Origin of the sequence: Hymenobacter aerilatus (genome assembly GCF_022921095.1) — a bacterium.
GTDB lineage: Bacteria > Bacteroidota > Bacteroidia > Cytophagales > Hymenobacteraceae > Hymenobacter > Hymenobacter aerilatus.
Genome location: NZ_CP095053.1, coordinates 679,806 through 699,275, shown reverse-complemented (window position 1 = coordinate 699,275; position 19,470 = coordinate 679,806). Strand labels below are relative to the sequence as shown.

General features: G+C 53.0%; 12 protein-coding genes. 1 reads left to right on the top strand and 11 read right to left on the bottom strand.

Features of this window, described 5'->3' with window-relative positions:
* Positions 1-24: 24 nt before the first annotated feature.
* From MUN82_RS02920 to MUN82_RS02875, 10 genes are all read right to left on the bottom strand, one after another.
* Positions 25-3,156: a SusC/RagA family TonB-linked outer membrane protein gene (locus tag MUN82_RS02920; RefSeq protein WP_245094846.1), complete on the bottom strand. Its 3,132-nt coding sequence runs from the start codon at positions 3,154-3,156 to the stop codon at positions 25-27.
* A gap of 437 nt (positions 3,157-3,593) precedes the next feature.
* Entirely contained in the window at positions 3,594-5,540 is a 1,947-nt protein-coding gene (locus tag MUN82_RS02915; RefSeq protein WP_245094844.1) for a 7TM diverse intracellular signaling domain-containing protein, read from the bottom strand.
* 107 nt (positions 5,541-5,647) lie between these two features.
* Complete coding sequence (locus tag MUN82_RS02910; RefSeq protein WP_245094842.1) at positions 5,648-7,450, bottom strand: cellulase family glycosylhydrolase; 1,803 nt, start codon at positions 7,448-7,450, stop codon at positions 5,648-5,650.
* Between the two features lie 468 nt (positions 7,451-7,918).
* Positions 7,919-8,887, bottom strand: coding sequence for a 1,4-dihydroxy-2-naphthoate polyprenyltransferase (locus MUN82_RS02905; protein WP_245094840.1), 969 nt, complete (start codon positions 8,885-8,887; stop codon positions 7,919-7,921).
* A 47-nt stretch (positions 8,888-8,934) separates the two neighbouring features.
* Entirely contained in the window at positions 8,935-9,597 is a 663-nt protein-coding gene (locus MUN82_RS02900) for an HAD family hydrolase (RefSeq protein WP_245094838.1), read from the bottom strand.
* A 126-nt stretch (positions 9,598-9,723) separates the two neighbouring features.
* On the bottom strand, positions 9,724-10,308 hold the full coding sequence (locus tag MUN82_RS02895; RefSeq protein WP_245094836.1) for a glutathione peroxidase: 585 nt from the start codon (positions 10,306-10,308) through the stop codon (positions 9,724-9,726).
* Positions 10,309-10,441: 133 nt separating this feature from the next.
* Positions 10,442-11,023, bottom strand: a complete 582-nt coding sequence (locus MUN82_RS02890) for an LOG family protein (protein WP_245094834.1) — start codon at positions 11,021-11,023, stop codon at positions 10,442-10,444.
* 132 nt (positions 11,024-11,155) lie between these two features.
* Entirely contained in the window at positions 11,156-12,949 is a 1,794-nt protein-coding gene (gene argS, locus MUN82_RS02885) for an arginine--tRNA ligase (RefSeq protein ID WP_262922835.1), read from the bottom strand.
* A gap of 374 nt (positions 12,950-13,323) precedes the next feature.
* On the bottom strand, positions 13,324-15,408 hold the full coding sequence (locus tag MUN82_RS02880) for a CehA/McbA family metallohydrolase domain-containing protein (protein WP_245094833.1): 2,085 nt from the start codon (positions 15,406-15,408) through the stop codon (positions 13,324-13,326).
* A gap of 68 nt (positions 15,409-15,476) precedes the next feature.
* Entirely contained in the window at positions 15,477-16,478 is a 1,002-nt protein-coding gene (locus MUN82_RS02875) for an arginase (protein WP_245094831.1), read from the bottom strand.
* 328 nt (positions 16,479-16,806) lie between these two features.
* On the opposite strand from MUN82_RS02875, the gene MUN82_RS02870 reads away from it, so the two are divergent.
* Positions 16,807-18,207, top strand: coding sequence for a type III PLP-dependent enzyme domain-containing protein (locus MUN82_RS02870; RefSeq protein WP_245094829.1), 1,401 nt, complete (start codon positions 16,807-16,809; stop codon positions 18,205-18,207).
* A 596-nt stretch (positions 18,208-18,803) separates the two neighbouring features.
* Here MUN82_RS02870 and MUN82_RS02865 read toward each other — a convergent pair.
* Complete coding sequence (locus MUN82_RS02865; RefSeq protein ID WP_245094827.1) at positions 18,804-19,325, bottom strand: D-glycero-alpha-D-manno-heptose-1,7-bisphosphate 7-phosphatase; 522 nt, start codon at positions 19,323-19,325, stop codon at positions 18,804-18,806.
* Between the last annotated feature and the right edge of the window lie 145 nt (positions 19,326-19,470).

Here is a 19,470-nt window from a genome sequence, read left to right as displayed (position 1 = left end):
TAAGTAAGTGGGAATTAGCCGTGATTAGAACCCGATGTTCAAGCCGCCCATAAACACGCGAGCTTGTGGGTAAATACCCAAGTCAACACCACTGGCGCTCACCTCGGGGTCGTAGCCCGTGTATTTGGTGAGGGTAGCCAGGTTCTGTGCCGTGACATACACCCGTAGTTGGGTCATCGAGAAGCGACTCAAAATGCTGCTAGGGAGGGTATAGCCCAGTGTCAGGTTCTTCAAGCGTGCGTAGGAGCCGTCTTCGATGTAGTGCGTAGAGACGCGCAGATTGTTGTTGGGGTCTCCGTTGATAGCCCGCGGAATGTCGTTGCTGGTGCCGGGGCCGGTCCAACGGTTCAGAATGCGGGTGGTGCCGTTGGTGGTGCTGTATAGGGCGCTTTCTGTGATGTAACGGTTGAGGTTATACACATCGTTACCCTGCACACCTTGAATGAAGAAACTCAGATCAAAGCCTTTGTAGTTCAGAGTATTGGTGATACCAAACGTGAAGTTTGGATTCGGATTACCGATGAACTGACGGTCGGCGTCTGTGATAGCGCCATCGCCATTTAAGTCACGGAAGCGGATGTCGCCTGGGGCTGTACCGGGCTGCTGCGTAGGTGCTGCGGCTACCTCATCGGGAGTTTGAAATAGACCCTCTGCTACGTACCCGTAGAACGAGCCGAAAGCATAGCCCTCGTCATAGCGTACAATAGTGCCACTCAGGGACCCCAACCCGTTATAGGGAATACCTGCCCCTAGCGACTCCAACCGCGTTTTGAAGGCCGATACGTTAAGGGTAGTAGTCCAGCTCAGTGCTTTGTCGGCACCTGTGAAATTGTGGGAGGTCAGCGAGAAGTCGATACCCCGGTTATAGGCAGAGGCCGCATTGGTATTCACCGACTCATACGTACCCGACACCAACGACTGCGGTACGCCAGCAATCAGGTTTGGCGAGTTACGGTTGTAGAAGTCGATAGTGGCTTCCAGGCGGTTGTCCAAGAAACCCAGGTCCACGGCAATGTTCGCCTGGTCGTTGTACTCCCAGCGTAAGTTGGGGTTGGCCAAGCGTGTAGGTGCGCCGCCTGTGTTGATAGCTCCATCTGGCCCCAGTGGGTAAACAGCGCCGAAGTTGATGGAATACAAGTAGGCAAAACGACCAGCATTCAGTTCATTGCCTACCCGGCCGTAGCTAGCCCGCAGCTTCAGGTTGCTTATCGTTCGGTTGTCCTTCAGGAACTCTTCCTCCGAAATTCGCCATCCGGCCGATACGCTGGGGAAGAAGCCAAACTTGTTTCCGGGTTGGAAGCGCGATGAACCATCGTAGCGAGCCGTCGCCTGGAAGATATATTTGCCGCCAAACTCATAATTGAGACGCCCGAAGTAACTAGCTAATCGGCGCGACGGATCGATGGTGCCGCCATTGCTCAGCAAGGTGTTGATCGGCCCTGAGTTGATGGTTTGCAAGTCGTTCCGCAGGTACTGCGAACGGTTTGCCGCTACGTTGCTGAAATTGAACTCCTGCGCCGATTGACCCAACAGGAAAGTTACCTGGTGTTTATCTGCGAAGAGACGGTTATAGGTAGCCGTATTCTCGATAAGGTAACTAGGTGCGTAGCTGGAAGTAGCCGTAGCGCCAGCCGTAATGTAGCGCTGCGTATAGCCTGCCAGTTCTGGACCACGAGGCGAGAAAGCATTGAAGTTATCGAAGATGAAATCGGCGCCTATGTTGGTGCGGAATCGTAGCCCTTTCAACGGCTCCAGCTCTGCGTAGAAGGTAGTTAGCGCCCGGTTGCGTGTAAACCGCTGATTGGTGCGCTGAGAAGTAGCCAGCGGGTTTTCTTCTGTGAAGTTATCATCGGCACTATTTGGCTGGTACCAGTACCCATCGGGACGGTAGGCCTGCACGGTAGGCGGAATACGCAGTAGTTGTTGCACAGCGCCATACTCCCCACTATTCGTAGTGATTTGCCGGTCGCTAAGGTGCGTCAGCGAAATGCTATTTCCTATCTTGAAAATTTTGCTTAGCTCCACGTCGCCATTAGCGCGTAATGTGAAACGCTCAAAATTAGACCCCAGGATAATCCCATCTTGCTGGTAGTAAGTACCCGACAGTGCGTAGCGCGCTTTCTCACTACCTCCTGTAGCCGATAGTGAGTAGTTCTGAATCTTTGCCCGACGGAACAACAAGTCTTGCCAATCGGTATCCACTGTCAGCGCATCGGGGTTGCGTAGCTTTTCCAGCGCAATTGGCTTTCCGGCTGCTATCAACGATTCGTTGTTGATTGTCGCGTATTCCTTCGCATTCAGCAAATCCAGCTTTCTGGCCACCGACTGCACCCCTCGATACACATCCAGGTTAACATTCGCTTTGCCTGCTTTACCGCGCTTCGTCGTAATAATTACTACCCCGTTAGCTGCCCGCACCCCGTAGATAGCAGTAGCCGACGCATCTTTCAGTACATCAATCGTCTCAATATCATTGGGGCTGATAGCATTGAGTTGATTGTCGCCGCCATCAGGCAAGGGAAATCCATCGACTACGTACAACGGGTTATTATTACCGGCCGACGTAATACCACGAATACGCACAGAAGTACCAGCCGCACCACCAGGAGCACCACCATTCGACGTAATCGTGACGCCGGACACCTTGCCTTGTAATGCCTGCGTCACGTCGGCTACTGGTTGCCGCACCAGTTCTTGCCCATTTACGGAGGAAATAGCACCCGTGACGCTACCTCGTTCTTGGGTCCCGTATCCTACCACTACTACTTCGCCTAACGCTTGACGGTCTTCCAGTAGACTTACCGTTAGGCCAGTAATAGCTCCAGTTACGGCAACTTCTTTTTTGATGTAGCCCACCGAACTAATTACTAGTGTGCTACCCTCCGGCACATTCAACGAAAAAGAGCCGTCGGCACCGGTAGATGTACCCAGCGTTGTACCCTTTACAATCACGGTTACGCCGGGCAAGCCTTCCCCATTGGCCTGCGTCACGCGGCCAGATACAGGAACGTCAGCTAGATACTTTCCCGACAGCAGCAGAAAGGGCCCGGTAGGTGCCTTAGCACCTACTACTGGCAACGCTGTCATTGGCAGGCCGCAAGCAGCCAGCAATACTACCCGTCGCCTGAAAAAAAGTGAGTAGGAGTTGTGCTTCATAAAAGAGAATGGGTGTGGGAATTGGGAATATCAAAATCTAAAATACATATCTCAGAAATCGATTTAGGAAATAGAGAGTAACAGCATTTCTAAATCTGTCTTCTCACTAATCTTTTCTGATGCTGTTACCCCCTAGATGATGCGTAGTGAGACGACAACCAGTGCAACAAACTCTGTCAACTATCCAAAGATATTCGGACTTGTTTGGCAAATGCAAGCTTCAAAACCTGCATAGATGTATAAAAAAGGACCTTTTTCGACTACTACACAAATTATCTATACACATAACACACACGTTTTACACGCTTATTTATGGTCCACTAGCTGTTCTTTGCTTCGTCTTGCCTTAGCAAACGCAGTTAAAAAACAACCCCTAAATAGGCTTCAAGCAGAATATTTTTTTCAGATTTCTTAAAATACCGAAAACGTTTGCGACATTATTGCATAGGCTGTGACTGTTGCTTGCCTGCTAGCTCTGTCAACAATTCATCTTCTTCTGCTTCGTGATTATCTAAAAGTAGTTTCGTCCAGCTTTCCTGTTCGTCATAATCGGGTGCTTGTTCCCGGCGACGCATGGCATCGGCTACTTTTTGACTGAAGCTCCAGCAAGTGCCCTGTCGTAGATCTAACACTCGAGACAACTCTTGGGAGGAATAATGACCGTGGTGCGTGTGCAGCAGAAATACTGCATAGAAAGCTTTCACGATGGAAAACTTACATTTTTGAAAGAGCGTGTAGGCAGTGGCCGATTCCACGTATCGGCAGCGGGTGCAGCGCCGGGAATGTGCCTCGCGTCCGTCGCAATACTTCTCGTGGCCGCAACGGCGGCATTGGTAGCCGTGGCTCCACTTTAGTTCTGCCAGATAAGTTAAGCACGCATCCTTATCAGGGTAAATCTGGCTGAATTCCCCGAAATCCACTTCGCGGGAGAGTACACGCGCTTCCTGGACCTGTTGCAGGTCGTGCTGTAACTCAGCATTTAGCTTTTCTATGGCTGCCGACTGCAGCGCCAGCAACCGATTGGCTTGCACCAGTTCTCGGTTTTGACCGGCAATTGTTTCGCTTTGGTAGCGCAACTCTTCTGTACGGCGCGCCACCTGGGCCTCCAGGTCCGAGTTGAGCTGATCTTTCAGTTGCTGGTTTTGCTGTAGTTGCTCTAGCAACTGATTTTGGGCGTGCTGCCGCTTACGCAGTTGTTTCACTAGCCGTTCCTGAGCCCGTATAGTAGCGTCTTTGATAGCCTTTATCTTGTCGCCGAGTGCGTAAGACAACACGGCTATTTCCAGCACAAAGGCTACATTCATACTGTATACCGTAAAGGTGTTGGTGAACGTATGAATGCCCAGCTTCCGAAGCACGAGAAATAATACACTGACTGCTACGAAACTATGCGCTGCCAGGAAGAAAATAGCTGGTCGAAAACCGCGCTGGTAAACTCGCACAGCTAGGTAACATATCATTGTGTAGGGCAAAGGGTATAGCCAAAACCCTAACCCCGAGCGCAGCACCAGAGCATCAAGCAACAATAGCGCAGCACTTCCTAACACCACGCGCCGTACCCACGCATCGTAGCGCGGGAGCCGCTCGGCAGAGTCCATAAACTGTCGGGCATAGTAGCTGAAGGTGAGCAACAGCAACACCGGAGCCACTGCATTCACCAGCTGGTTTAGCCAGGGTAGCATAGGCCACAAATACTGGAACCCCAACCCGTCTTCCGACAAAAACACTAAACCACAACTCAGCACATAGGCTACATATCGCAGGTACATCTGCTCGCGAATGAACAGGTAAATGCACAAGTTGTAAATAACCATGATCAGCAACACCCCATAGAAACCACCCAACAGACCATATTCGAGCTGAAAATGACTAGCTAGGATGGTTTCGGTGCGCAGCCGGGCCAGGAAAGACGTTTTGGAACCTGATTGTAATCTGATAAAGTAAGTATGCGTCTGCTCAGGTGCTAGCGTGAGCCGAAACAGAAAATTTTTGTAGAAATACGGCCGACTATTAAAAGGCAGATCTGCTCCCGTACGTACTACGGGAACTGACTTATCATCCTGATAGAGTGCGATATTGTTGATGTGCGAGTCCAGTAGCTCCAGGTACCAATGGCGCTCTGCACGCTCGGCATCGTGCAGCGTCAGACGTAGCCAGTAGGTAGCGGAGGTGTGCTGAATACTAGCATACGCCTGGCTCGCCCTCGTAAAGCGTCGGGTCCATTCGGGCTTCTGTACATCTTGAATGGTTAGCCGGCCCGTGGGGTCCTCCAGTATACTGTAAGAGCTAGGTGTGAGAAAAAGCTCGTCTATGTTCGTTGTGATGTGCAGCGTGTCTTCCCGTACCGCGGCCTGACACGCACTGCTGCCCATTAAAATCTTCATTGCTAGCAGTATACACAGCGTAATCCATCTAAAGGAATACCGCAATATGGGGTAGGGTAGGATCATATGCTGCCTGTTTTCGGTATGTAGTGCGCTGCAGCGCCCAGTTACTGTCCGCTTTGGGTTGTGGCCGCCGGGCTAAACTGCAACCAGTTTAATCGGGCTCCCGGTTTTGCCACGTACACTCGCAGCATATGCTGCCCGGCTGGCAACATGGTTGTTGTCGTAGTGAGGGTAATCCAGGTATTCATACTGGGACCGGCTGGAACGGGTAGAGTAGCAACAAGACTATCGGCCACGTGTATCTGTAGCTCAGCCGGGACTGTGCCATCATTTGCTACCCGTGCCTCCACATTATAGCGCCCAGGTTGCTTGACAGTTACTGTATATTGCAGCCACTCGCCAGCAGTCATGTGTTGCACGGCCAGCGCCGTATCATTGCCATCGTGTGCTAGGCCGATATCAACGCCGTCGTTGCGGCCAGCTCCGCCCAGGTTCCAGCGGTCGGGTCGGCGGTAATCCGTTTTCTGGTACAAGCTATCTTGGTAAGCAGTGCCTACCCTACCCATATCGTAGTGGGTAGCAGCGATGGTGCCGGGCAGCGCTAACGGCACATAGGCTTTGGTAGCCATGGTGCCGGGCTGCCGCATCAGCGCATCAAGCACGTCGCGGTTGGGCTCGCAATGCTTAAACTGGATGTTGCGCAGCAGATTTGCCCTACCCTCCGGTGTCAGTATAGAACCATATGGCCTGATATTGAGCAGGCTAGTTGTACCGGCTACTCGCTTCACGTTCCAGTGACACCAGCCAATAGTACGTTCGTTCAGTGCCTGGGCGGCGGCAGTCAGCCACTCGTTGGAGTTTTCGCCCGTCTCCCCTACCCATACCGGCACTTTCCACCGCTCACGGAAAGCCACCAGATTACGAATCAGATTGATCTGATTGGGATTTGCATCGCCTACGGTAGGGTCGTTGGTGCACCAATAGCGGTGGGCGTTATACACCAAGTTGGTTTTGTACTTGGTCGGCAGCTTATCAGGTGTCAGGTTGGTGTACTCATTGCCGTAGCCGTTGCCCTCCACCATAATCAGGTGTTTATCGCCCTGCGCCCGGATAGCAGTAATCAGCCGGCCGTACAAGGCCTGCGCCTCGGAATTGTCGCCAGCCATGCCATGGGCCGTGTCCATACCATGCGGCTCATTGAGCACATCATACATCGCTACCCAGCTCTCGTTGCGGTAGCGAGCAGCTAGCTTTTGCCATAGCCGCACGGTCACGTCTTGATATAGCAAACGCCCTTTTGCATCACGACGCTTCCATAAATCCAATGGTATAATACCGTCGTTAATGTTACGGTCGGCGCCCTGGCCGCCGGGGGCCGCATGCAGATCAAGTACTACATAGAGCTTATTCGCTTTACACCACGCTAGCAGGTCATCGATGTAGCGAAATCCATCCAACTCTTTTGGATTTGTGAACAGCTGGTCTGCGTCGTACCATTTTGCCAAGGCCGCCACATAGGCTGGCACGGCACTGCCCTGATCCAAGGCCTGCTCGCGCAAATGACGCTGTGCACTCGTCAAAAAAAGGTCATAGTGCATGGGTAGCCGCACACAATTAAACCCTTGAGCAGCAATAAAATCAATGTCTGATTTTGTAATAAAGCCATTGCGGTACTGCTTATAAAAGCTTTCCACCTCGCTAACCGACATAGTACGGCGCATGGCCCGTTTGATGCGCCCTTGCGCGTCCAGCGTGTCGGTGCCCAGCATGTAGCTTTCCTGCAGTAGCCAGCCACCCAGTCCTACTCCCTTCAGCACAATTTCTCTTCCACGCTCATCTATAATAGCAGTGCCCTTGGCTCTCAGCAACTGTTGCCCCTGGCTGACGTGAGCAAAAAGTAGAAGCAACCCCACAAATAGACAAGTCCGATACCTGCTCAGAAGGTGGAACCGGTGGAAATGTAGCACCATATGAAGAATAGGATTGTAGGATAACAGCAGTATTCCCTTCTCCACTCCGGTATAGACTCTTATACTACATGATAGGCTGTACCTAGCATGTATGTATTGCTCATAGCGCTAGCCTATGATACTACAACGTTTGCGCTACTTAAGAAAACGTCTAGTAATCAGGTTGCCATCATGTGGAAAGGCAACCAAATATAGAATAGTTGGTGCACCAAATGCAAACTATAAAACTGCGTAAAACGCGTTTAAACACGCTTTTTCAGGTGATGCACAATATACATTATACGTTTAGCACACACGTAATTATACCCCACACATGTGCCTTAGAGCACCTAAAGCTTATTTTAGGATAAGAGTAGCGCAGATAAAAAACAATGACATTTTCCATCTACGAAATCGATTGCACGGTTAAGACTCACTTATAAGCCTAGCTACCATCACGAGCGTTTGCCCTACCCCAAATAATATAGTAAAGGCCAGCGTGCTCATGGCCATCTGCTTAAGCAGTGGATCTAATTGCATCGACTCTTGGCGTTGCGCAACCAACCGACCATTGCGCAAAAACAGTGGTGCCGACAACAAAAACAGCCATTGCCAGGGCGAATAGTAGGTAAGTACAACGTACAGTACCGCGCTGGCAAACCCTACCCCCAGGAGCAACCAATGGTAGCGCCGGGCCGCTACTGGTCCCAATCGTACCGGGATTGTAATCTTACCAGCTAGCTTATCAGAGCGAATATCCCGAATGTTGTTGACGTTCAGCACAGCCGTTGCAAAACACCCCAGCGCGGCGGCTGGCAACAGCACCAGAAGCGGCAATGCCTGCGTTTGGAGGTAGTACGTGCCACACACACCTACTAGTCCAAAGAACAAAAACACCGATGCGTCGCCTAACCCGGCATAGCCATAGGGTTTGGCGCCAGCCGTATAGTTGATGGCTGCCCAGATAGCAGCCAGCCCCAACAGAAAGAAGCTAATGGTAATCCACATGGCAGCTAAGCCCAGCGCTACCCATAGCAATGCCACACCAGAAGCTAGAGACAACGCCCCAAACAAGAGCATGCCGCGCTTCATCTGCGCTGGCGTAATGTGTCCTGCCTGCACAGCGCGTTGTGGCCCTTCGCGGTGGATGCTGTCGGCGCCGTTCTGCGAGTCGCCGTAATCATTGGCCAGGTTGCTCAGGATCTGCAACAAGATGGTAGTCAAGACGGCCAAGGCAAATACGCTCCCCCGGAACTGCCCATGCGCAGCGGCCAGGAAGCCGCCCGTGAAAATACTGGCCAGCGACAAGGGAAGGGTACGGGGCCGAAAAGCCGAAATCCACGCTTTGGCTGGGCTAACGGCACCAGCGGACGTGGCAGAAAGAGGGGCAGCCATTACGAAGCAGAAATACAGGGTAGGGAAAGCGAAAAAAACGGCCTGCTTTACGCCGGCTCAATAGCCGCGATGGTAGCAGCACTCAACTCCGAAAAGTCATGAATCACCAAGTCGGCTTGGCTTAGGTCCTGCAAGGCCGAATGTTCGCTGTCGTAGCCAATGCAATAGATACCAGCGGCTTTACCGGCAGCAATACCATTGGTAGAGTCCTCGATAATAACGCACTCCCGCTTCGAGCCGACGGCTAGGGACGCGGCATGCTCAAAAATTGCCGGATCGGGCTTAGAGTGCGTGAAGTCCTCGCCGCTGATAATGTGGTCAAAATATGGATATAGATCGAACCGCTTCATCACCCGGTTGATAGTGCTTTTGGAGGCCGAAGAGGCTAGAATCAATTGAAGTTCGTGCGCATGCAAGTCTTCGATAAGCGTACGAACAGTGCCGAGCAGGTACAGGTCGGGCTTTTCGTCAAACGCTCGGTTGAAGAACTCCCGCTTGCGCATCATTAGCTCGTCAATATCCGCCGAAAGGTCATACCGATCTTTCAGCTGTTGATATACGTTTTTGGTGGACGAACCCGTAAACGTAGCATACTCCTCATCCGATACGTTGATACCTAACTCCTCAAAATGCCGAAAAAAGGCATAGCGGTGTACAGGTTCCGTATCGACAATTACCCCATCCATATCAAAAATGACCGTGCGTATCATAGCAAAAGCAGTTGATCCTAAGCCCCGCGAAGGTAGGTAGCATGCGGGCATAAAATGATATTCCGGACAGTGGGAAGTGGTTTATCCTCTTCTCGCTGTCCGGAATACTACTATGTTAGAGCCCTTTTACTTTAAAATAGCCGCCACCAGCTCGTCGCTCATGGGCTTTACTTTGGATGGGTAGAAGGCTACTACATGGCCTTTTTCATCAACCAAGTATTTGCAGAAATTCCAGGTAGGCGCGTCGCTCACAGTTCCGTTCTTCGACTTATCCGACAAGAACTTATACAGCGGCGCGGCATCATCGCCTTTCACTGATACGGTGCTGAACAGCGGAAACGTAACGCCGTAGTTCTTCTCGCAAAACGAGGCTACTTCGGCATCAGAATCAAGCTCCTGGTTGAAGCTGTCGGAGGGGAAGCCCAGTACCACTACTTTGTTGGCGTATTTTTTCGACAGCTCTTCCAACTCTTTATACTGTGGAGTGTAGCCGCACTTAGAGGCTGTGTTCACGATGAGTAGCTTCTTGCCTTTGTACTGACTCAGCTTCACGTCTTTACCTTCGATGGTCTTCACGGTGTAGTCGTACACGGTGGCGGGCGCAGCGGCGGGAGCTTCGGTCATGGCAGGAGCAGGTTGGGGGGCAAACGTAGCGGCCGAGAGACCGGCAATTGCCAGAGTGCCCAACAGAAACAGTGACGAAATTTTCATGAGAATACGCGGAGGAGAAAGTGGAGGATACGTAACCGACAAACCACTAGACTAGCTCATTGGTTTCGGTGGAGAAGGTACGTAATTGTTGGATACAACGGTTCTGCTTACCCGCAGGAAGCATACTATAATTTCACGTTTTAGAGGGCGTCAGCCACTTCTCTACCTGCGCCGGCCGATAGTCTGCCATCAAATCGAGCAGAACGGCGGGCGTTTCGGCTTGTAGAAGCTGGTGGCGGTTTTCGGGACGGAGCAGGGCTTCGTCTACCATATGGTCGAGGGCGCGCAGCAGGTGGGTATAGAACCCGGCCACGTTCAGCACGCCAATGGGCTTGCGGTGCAGGCCCAGCTGACCCCAGGTTAGCACCTCAAACAGTTCCTCCAGCGTGCCGTAGCCACCGGGCATGGCCACAAAGCCATCAGCCAGCTCGGCCATTTTCAGCTTGCGCTCGTGCATAGACTGCACTACGTACAACTCCGTGAGGCTCAGGTGCGCCACTTCTTTGCTGGCCAGAAACTCGGGAATGACGCCTACAGCCCGGCCGCCGTGCTGAAGTACGCTGTCGGCCACGGCTCCCATCAGCCCTACCCTACCGCCGCCGTACACCAGCGTCAGGTCACGCTCGGCCAGCACACGGCCCATTTCGTGGGCCTGCTGTCGGTAGAGGTCATTGCGGCCGATGCTGGAACCGCAGTATACTGCTACTGATTTCATTTATCTTACTACTTGAATTTCATAACATTATATCGACCGCAGGGAGAAATTTCGCGTGCTGATGTCAATTACTATCAAGCGAGATTTCTTCCTGCGGTCGATATGACGTTTGAATTAGAAACCGATAATAGCTTACATCCGCTCCGGCACCTGGATACCCAACAGCCCCATGCTGACTTTGATAGCCCCAGCCGTTTGTGCCGAAAGTGCCACCCGGAACGCTTTTTTGGCAGCATCGGGCTCAGTGAAGATCGGCACTTCGGTGTAGAAACGATTGTAAGCCTTAGCGAGGTCGTAGGCGTACTGGGCGATGATAGCAGGCGAATAGATGCGAGCTGCTTCCGTTACCACGGCCGCATAGCGGGCAAGCTCCTGCACCAGTTCTTGCTCTGTAGCATGAAGCGCGGCAAGGCTACTTAAATCGGCTGTTTCACTGATGCCTTGCTCGGCCGCCTTGCGACGAATGGCCGAAATACGAGCGTGCGAATACTGAATAAACGGTCCCGTGTGTCCTTCCAAACTCACCGATTCTTCGGGGTTGAATAGCATACGCTTCTTGGGGTCTACCTTCAACAGGTAGTATTTCAGCGCGCCTAGGCCCAGCATGTGGTAAAGCTGCTGCGCTTCTTCCTCCGATAGCCCTTCAGTTTTGCCTTTTGCGAGGGTAGCGGCTTTAGCTGCTTCCACTACTTCATTCACCAACTCGTCGGCGTCTACTACGGTGCCTTCGCGCGACTTCATCTTGCCAGAGGGTAGGTCTACCATGCCGTAGCTGAGGTGGTAGATGGCATCGGCGTAGGGCTTGCCCAGCTTCTTGAGCACAGCCTTCAGCACCTGCATGTGGTAATTCTGCTCGTCGGCAATAACATACACCGACAGGTCGTAGCCGAAATCTTCGTACTTCAGCTCGGCCGTGCCCAGGTCCTGGGTGATATAGACGCTAGTGCCGTCGGCGCGGAGCAGGAGCTTTTCGTCGAGGCCTTCGGCGGTGAGGTCTACCCACACTGAGCCATCTTCCTTCTTGTAGAATACACCTTTCTGCAAGCCTTCCTCTACCCGCTCCTTGCCCAGCAAGTAGGTTTCCGACTCATAATAGTATTTGTCGAAATCGACACCAATATTCTCGTAAGTAGCGTTGAAGCCCTCGTACACCCAGCCGTTCATCTGACGCCACAGGGCCACTACGTCGGCGTCGCCAGCTTCCCACTGCCGCAGCATGTCTTGGGCCTCCAGCATCAGTGGGGCCTGGCGCTTGGCTACGTCGGCGGCTACTCCTTCCAGTTCGAGCTGCTTGATTTGCTCGCGGTAGTGTTTCTCAAACAGCACATAGTATTTGCCGATGAGATGGTCGCCCTTGATACCGGCTTGTTGCGGAGTTTCGCCGTGGCCATACTGCTGGTAGGCGAGCATAGACTTACAGATGTGAATGCCCCGGTCGTTTACCAAGTTGGCCTTGGTCACGTGCGCGCCGGTGGCTTTCAGAATCTCGGCCACTGAATAGCCAAGGAAGTTGTTGCGCAAGTGACCTAGGTGCAGAGGCTTGTTGGTGTTCGGCGACGAATACTCCACCACTACTTCCTGCGGCCCACCAGTAACTACCGGCGCATCGGCGGGCTGTTGGCGCAACTGCTGAAACACCTTCACCCACTCCTGCACGGCCACTTCCAGGTTCAGGAAGCCTTTCACTACGTTGTAGCCCGTAATAGCAGGCTCGTTGGCGACCAGCCACTCGCCCAGCGCTTGCCCAATCTGCTCGGGGCCTTTGCCTAGGGTTTTGGTGAAAGGAAACGTAACGAGCGTAAATGAACCTGCAAAATCCTTGCGGGTAGGCTGCAACGTGAGTTGCTGTGCGGGCACATCGGCCCCGAAAACGTGTTGCATGGCCGCGCTGAGGGCGGCTTTGAGGGTCTGTTCGAGTTGTTGCACGGGAGAGATGCTGGGGTGGCGCGGCTGCTTCTACCCTAGTGCCGCCAAAGAGGGCACAACGCAAGCCACCGCCTGCGCAACGAGCAGAAGCAGAAGCCGCAGCCGGTTTCTACTGATGCAAAGGTAGAAAGGTAGAGGGGAAGGTGGGCTTATTCTCTTGCCAAGCTCTGCTTTTAGTTGGATGCTTTGTAGAGAAGTGTATGAAAAAGCTGCCAATGAAATAATTCCCCTACCCTCCTGCCGCTTCCCCGCGGCCCGCGCGAGGTCGCCATGTCTACGTGCAAATGCTCCTGAATGGCCTTCGGTGGCGGATACCAGAATCCTGGCAGTGTTCTGATCCATGGTGTTTTCGGAGTTGAGATAAGAAACACCTTTTACTCAGTAAGGTAGACGGTCTGCGTGAAGGCTCCATTTGCTGCCACATCCCAGGCTTCAAGCCGCACCCATTTGCGATTAGTAAGATCAGCGGATACGTGAAACGCTTGCTTCCCAAAGGCTGTCGTTTTAAGCAGGTCTACCTGTTGGCGATACACTTTTTGGCCGTCGCCGGAAATAATTTCGGCAAAGGCCATTGGAAAGGTCCAGTTTAAGGTAAACTCAACAGTGGTTTTAGCTGGATTTTGTAGCGTGACTGTTTCCCCGGCACCTTTTCCGTTCACGGTGAATTGCGGAATCAACACTTCGCCGGTAGAGGAGAAAAAGCTACCTTTTTTCAAGACATCTACCACTGGCTGCCACCCCGTTTTGAAATCAGGTAATGTAGAAAGCGGCAAATAATTCACGTTCAAGTGAGCATACATCTCATTCTCAAAGTTCACCGTGAATAAATCTGCCTCCGCTATAATATGCTTTCTCACGCCCCAATTATTGAAATCATCAAGTAAGTCCAACGTACGCTTTCCAAGGCGAGGCTGTGACAGGTCGGCGGGTAGGGCCTTCCAGGCGGCGCCCATGAAGTGGTCTGATTTAAAGAAAGCCTCGTTTTTATAGGCATCCGGGTAGCCGGTCGAGCCTTTTGTGCGGGCGTGTGCTGTCCAGGCCAACCCATTCTCGGCTTCGAGCAGCTTCAGCATCTCGGTTTTATCGCCCACGTGGTATACGCGGCCATACGTGGTGTTTTCCTGCACAAACGGCGTCCCCGGCTTCTTTGCCATCACCCAGTACACGGGCTTCGGGAAAAGCTCTAGCCAGTGGCCGCCCAAAAACTCGTTGGGTTCTTCGCCGGGTAGCAGCAAAAAGTCCTTGTCGGATGACTTTTGGCACAGCTCAAACAAGGCAGCCATTTCCCGCAAGCGTTGCTCATCGGGTCCTTTTGGGTGCGCAGTGTAATGAAACTCGCCCAGGTGCACAATGTCGAGGCCGAGGCTCTTGAACACCCTCACAAACTCTGGAGTACCGGCGGCTTCTTTGCCAGGCAGCATCACGTTCATCACGTACTCGTTGTGAAAGTGGCTGGCCATGGTTTTGTATCCCGGCAGTTGTGCATACGTATCCTGGTGCGTGTAGCGCTTCACTTCATCCAAAAGCGGCTCTGCTTTGCCGGTTCCCAGTAAGCAGTAGAAGTTCAGGCGCTGCGCGGTGCCGGGAGGGGCGTTAAACCATGGCACATAGCGTTTATCTCCATACAAATCCTGCCGGATACCCAGGCCATACCCAGGCAACACCTTCCGGTACTTGCTGCCAAACCACACAAATTTGAGGTTGAAGGCTTCGTCTAGGGGATAAAAATACTGGTGGGGCGCCGGAAACACCGCCAGGCTTCCGCCGGCACTTTCGCCCAGAATAGTTCGATATTTCACCGCCTGATTTCGGCTGGTATCGGCGGCGCTTACTAGGGTGCTTTGGTATTGTTTGTTGGTAGCCGACCATCCTACCCGCTGCCATGCTGGTTTCTCGCTCACCAATCCGGCGTCGTACACAATAGCCGTCGAATCCGTTTTGGTGGCCAGTACAGCTGCTATATTCAGCAACGGGCTGCCGTGGTACAGCGTCACCTCCAGATTACCGTTAAAATCAGCCGCTTGCAGGCCACCTACCGTTATTTTCGTTCGGGAACCTACGCTGCTTACCTCAACTTTCCTGTTGCTCATCCCTACCCGGTAGGACTTGAAGGGCTTGTTAGGGACTTTATCGAAGAAAATATTCCAACCATTCTGCGAGATTAAATCCCGCTTGCCAATCGTGAGGACGAACTCAGGTTGCAACTCGGTGGCGATGACCTGGTAGCGCCGATTGTGGCTGAGCTGGATGCTAGTAAAAAGAGGCGTGTTCTCTGCGAGGCTAATGATGATTTTACCACGATCTGCCCCTTGAACGGGCCAACTCACTTCCAGCTTCTCCTTATCGACTCGCGCAGTAGCACCATTCTTCTTGCTGAATGCAGCAAGGTCTACCGATAGTTGCGCTTGTACCGTTAGACTCACTAACCACAGCAACACGAGTGAAATACCACTTTTCATAAGGCAGAGCTACACGTAGAACTTACATATCTGCTTGAAAGATATATAAATATATAGCTCCGTAGCCCCTACCCTCCTGCTACCTCCCCCCGAGGCCCGCGCGAGGTTACGGCATCTACCCGCAGGCGCTCCTGAATGGTTTCGGTGGCGGCTTCCAGAATCGTGAAGGCGTTTTGGGCCATCGTGTTTTCCGAATCGAGAGTAGGATTGATTTCCACCATCTCAAAGCACACCACTCGTTCGTTGTCGAGTAGGGCTTGGCAGAGGGCAGTGGCCTGGGGCACATCGAGGCCAGCGCGCACGGGTGTTCCTGTTCCCTTGCTGAAGCGCGAATCCAGCGAATCGACATCGAAGGAGATGTATACTATGTCGCAGAAGCGCAGGCGCTCGTAGATTTCGCGGGCTACCTGGCGGGCGCCTTTTTCGGTTACTTCTTCCAGGCTGAAGTTCTTGATGCCGTGGCGCTGGATGATGGCGTTTTCCTCGGCTTCGGTGTCGCGCACTACCACGTATACCAGGTGCTCGGGGAGTAGTTTGGGACCGGGCTCACCCAGGTTTTGCAGGCGGCGCCAGAAAAACTCGGTTTCGGGGGGTACCTGGTTGCACTGGCAGGGCAGGTTGTCGTCATTCAGGGCCAGAGCCAGCGGCATGCCGTGCAAGTTGCCCGAGGGCGTGGTATAGGGCGAGTGAATATCGGCGTGGGCATCGACCCACACTACCCCAAGCGTTTTGTGGGGATAGGCCGCTTTGATGCCGGCGATGGTAGCAGCAGCATTGGAGTGGTCGGCGGCCAGTACCAGCGGAAACTCGCCGAAGCGGAGCGTTTGCTCTACGGTGCTGGCAATGGCCTTTTGCACCGTATACACCGCATCAATGTGTTTGGCGAAGAGGAACTGATTTTCGTCGAACAATGCTTGGTTCTGGTCAGGCACTACTACGGCACTGAACCGGCGGAAATAATCGGAGCCTTGGTTGAGGCAGGCGATGCGCAGGGCATCAATACCGAGGCTGGAACCGCGGGTGCCTGCTCCCAGCTCAGAGCGGACTTCGAGCAACTTAATGCGACGCATACTACATGGGCAGCTAACAGTTATATGGTTTCGATGCTTGCCGATTGCCAGGGGTGGGACCGGGGTAGGCTTGGCGCCAGCGGACCTTCCGCGGCGGTCAACGAACAAAGCACAACCAAAACCCCGCGCGCGGGGTATCTTTGCAAGTCTAAAGTTCGCGAAAAGCGCGCATTTGGTTGTTATGCTGACTAACTGGATAGTCATGCTGACAATTGTCCTGCTGAGCGCAGCCGAAGCATCTCTACTGATAGTATATGATTGCTCACAGTAGAGATGCTTCGGCTGCGCTTAGCATGACGTTCTTCTTACTTATTCCCTACCCTCCTCAATGGATACCTACCACGACCTGATCAGTCAGACGTTTGACTTTCCCAGCCAGGGTTTCACCGTCGAGAACAACGAGTTACAGTTCCACGACATCGACCTGATGGCGCTTATCGAGAAGCACGGCACGCCGCTGCGCCTCACCTACCTACCCAAAATCAGCTCCCAGATTCAGCGGGCCAAAGAATGGTTTGCGCAAGGAATCAAAAACATCGATTACAAGGGCAGCTACTCGTATGCGTACTGCACCAAGGCCTCGCACTTCTCTTTTGTGGTAGAGGAGGCCCTAAAAAACAACGTGCACATCGAAACGTCGTCGTGGTTTGATACCAGTATCATTCGGGCCATGCATGCCAAGGGCAAGCTCTCGAAGGACACCTACATCATCTGCAACGGTTTCAAGCGGGCTGAGTACCGGCATGAAATTTCGTCTCTCATCAACGAGGGATTTGTGAATTGCATGCCGATTCTGGACCACCTTGGCGAGTTTGATTTCTACCACGAGCATGTGCGCGAGAAGTGCAAGATGGGCATTCGGGTGGCATCGGACGAGGAGCCGCGCTTTCAGTTCTACACCTCGCGCCTGGGCGTGCGCTACGCCGATGTGATTCCGCTCTACCAGGAGCGCATCAAGGAAGACCCGCGCTTCGAGCTAACGATGCTGCACTATTTCATCAACACAGGCATCAAAGATACCAGCTACTACTGGTCGGAACTGAGCCGGTTTGTGCACAAATACTGCGAGTTGCGCAAGGTGTGCCCTACCCTCACCACCATCGACATCGGCGGTGGCCTACCCATTCAGACCAGCATCCAGCCCGAGTACGACTACCCCTACATGATTCAGGAGGTACTGCGCACCATTCAGCGCATCTGCCGCGAGCAGGGCGTGCCGGAGCCGGATATCTTCACAGAGTTCGGCATTTTCACGGTGGGCGAGTCGGGCGCCATTCTGTATTCTATTCTGGACGAGAAACTACAGAACGATAAGGAACTGTGGTACATGATTGATGGCTCGTTCATCACTAACCTACCCGACACCTGGGCCCTAAATCAGCGCTTTATTATGCTGGCAGTGAATGGCTGGGAGAAGAACTACCGCCGCACCCAGCTCGGCGGCCTCACCTGCGACTCGCAGGACTACTACAACGCTGAGAAGCACATCTATCAAGTGTTCCTGCCTGAGCGCAAGGAGGCCGATAAGAAGCCGCTCTACGTGGGCTTCTTCCACACCGGCGCCTACCAGGAAAGTCTCTCGGGCTACGGCGGCATCAAGCACTGCCTGATTCCGGCGCCCAAGCATGTCATCCTGGACCGTGCCGAGGATGGCACTCTTACCGACCGGGTATTTGCCGACGAGCAGAAACCCGAGACAATGATGAAAATTCTGGGCTATCAGGAGTAAGTGTTATTCCGAACGCAGCGAGAAATCTGGCGGGTTCTACCTCAGATTCCTCGCTGCGCTCGGAATGGCAATTTTAATTTTTGTATTCTGGTACCTTTGTTGCTTAAGCTTTGTTGCTCAACTTTATCAGACGACTTCAGCCTCGCTTTCACTCATGGCAAAAAAATTACTTCTGCTCAGCCTCGTGGCCCTGTCCGGTTTGAGCGCTTGCAACAGATCTAAGTGCCCGGCTTATACGAGCACCAAAGCCGCCAACCGGGTTTCTTCGACCATTACGGCTTCAACGGCTACGACCTCGACTGTGCGTCAGTAGATACTATTTGCGCAGAATATACAGCGCCTTCCGCCTCGTGCGGAAGGCGTTTTTTTATTAAGGTGGTTTCTAACCGCAGCATCACCAGTAATTTTCTATTCTAGCAGCGTTAGCAAGCTGATTTACCTGTTTCGCCTGAAAAAAGTGAAAAGGATTTTGCTTCTGGCTGCTGTTGGGTTAGTGGGGTTGGCACCGTGTAAGTCTGGTTGCCCTGCTTGCACGCACAAACAGCCTACCCTTCCATGCGCTGCACCAGCTATAGTGCTCACCGCGCAAGCTGCGCCTATCCCTCAGCCAGAATAAGGTCCGTAGCGGCGGCCAGATCTACCGCGTAGGGCGTGGCCGCATACGCTTCGGAATGGCCCACCAGAATGCCCCGTACGCCTACCCGCGCTCCGGCTTCTAAGTCGCGGAGCCGGTCGCCAATAATCCAGCACTGCGCAGGATCCAGCCGGAAGCGGGCAATAGCTTTTTCCAGCATCAAGGAGCCCGGTTTGCGGGAGAGTGACTCGCTCACCGATGGATGTCCCGGCGCGTAGTAGAACGCATCAATTAAGTGGTTGCAGGCCGCTTGTAGCTTGTTGTGGCAAGCTGTTACATGCTGATCATCATAGAGCTGCTTGGCAATACCGGCCTGGTTGGTTACCACAATGAGGTAGTAGCCGGCCGCCTTCAACCGGGCCAGGCTTTCAGGCACTCCCGGCGATACTACAAACTTATCCACATCTAGGATGTAGTCCCCGATTTCGTCGTTCAAGACGCCGTCACGGTCCAGAAAAATAGCTCTGCTGAAGGTAGGCAACATATGGGGCGGTACAAAAAGGAAGCGCGTCGCGAGAAAAAGCAAGCGCAAATTTGCGTCTTTTGCGCCGATGCAGGCCATTCAGCTGATCTGATTTCGCAGTTTCTCTAAACTCAGCGTGCTACGATGGTGTTTTGACTAACGCATC

Coding starts and splice junctions, on each gene's coding strand:
- MUN82_RS02920 (WP_245094846.1), bottom strand. CDS start 3,156: ATGAAGCACAACTCCTACTCACTTTTTTTCAGGCGACGGGTAGTATTG.
- MUN82_RS02915 (WP_245094844.1), bottom strand. CDS start 5,540: ATGAAGATTTTAATGGGCAGCAGTGCGTGTCAGGCCGCGGTACGGGAA.
- MUN82_RS02905 (WP_245094840.1), bottom strand. CDS start 8,887: ATGGCTGCCCCTCTTTCTGCCACGTCCGCTGGTGCCGTTAGCCCAGCC.
- MUN82_RS02900 (WP_245094838.1), bottom strand. CDS start 9,597: ATGATACGCACGGTCATTTTTGATATGGATGGGGTAATTGTCGATACG.
- MUN82_RS02895 (WP_245094836.1), bottom strand. CDS start 10,308: ATGAAAATTTCGTCACTGTTTCTGTTGGGCACTCTGGCAATTGCCGGT.
- MUN82_RS02890 (WP_245094834.1), bottom strand. CDS start 11,023: ATGAAATCAGTAGCAGTATACTGCGGTTCCAGCATCGGCCGCAATGAC.
- MUN82_RS02880 (WP_245094833.1), bottom strand. CDS start 15,408: ATGAAAAGTGGTATTTCACTCGTGTTGCTGTGGTTAGTGAGTCTAACG.
- MUN82_RS02875 (WP_245094831.1), bottom strand. CDS start 16,478: ATGCGTCGCATTAAGTTGCTCGAAGTCCGCTCTGAGCTGGGAGCAGGC.
- MUN82_RS02870 (WP_245094829.1), top strand. CDS start 16,807: ATGGATACCTACCACGACCTGATCAGTCAGACGTTTGACTTTCCCAGC.
- MUN82_RS02865 (WP_245094827.1), bottom strand. CDS start 19,325: ATGTTGCCTACCTTCAGCAGAGCTATTTTTCTGGACCGTGACGGCGTC.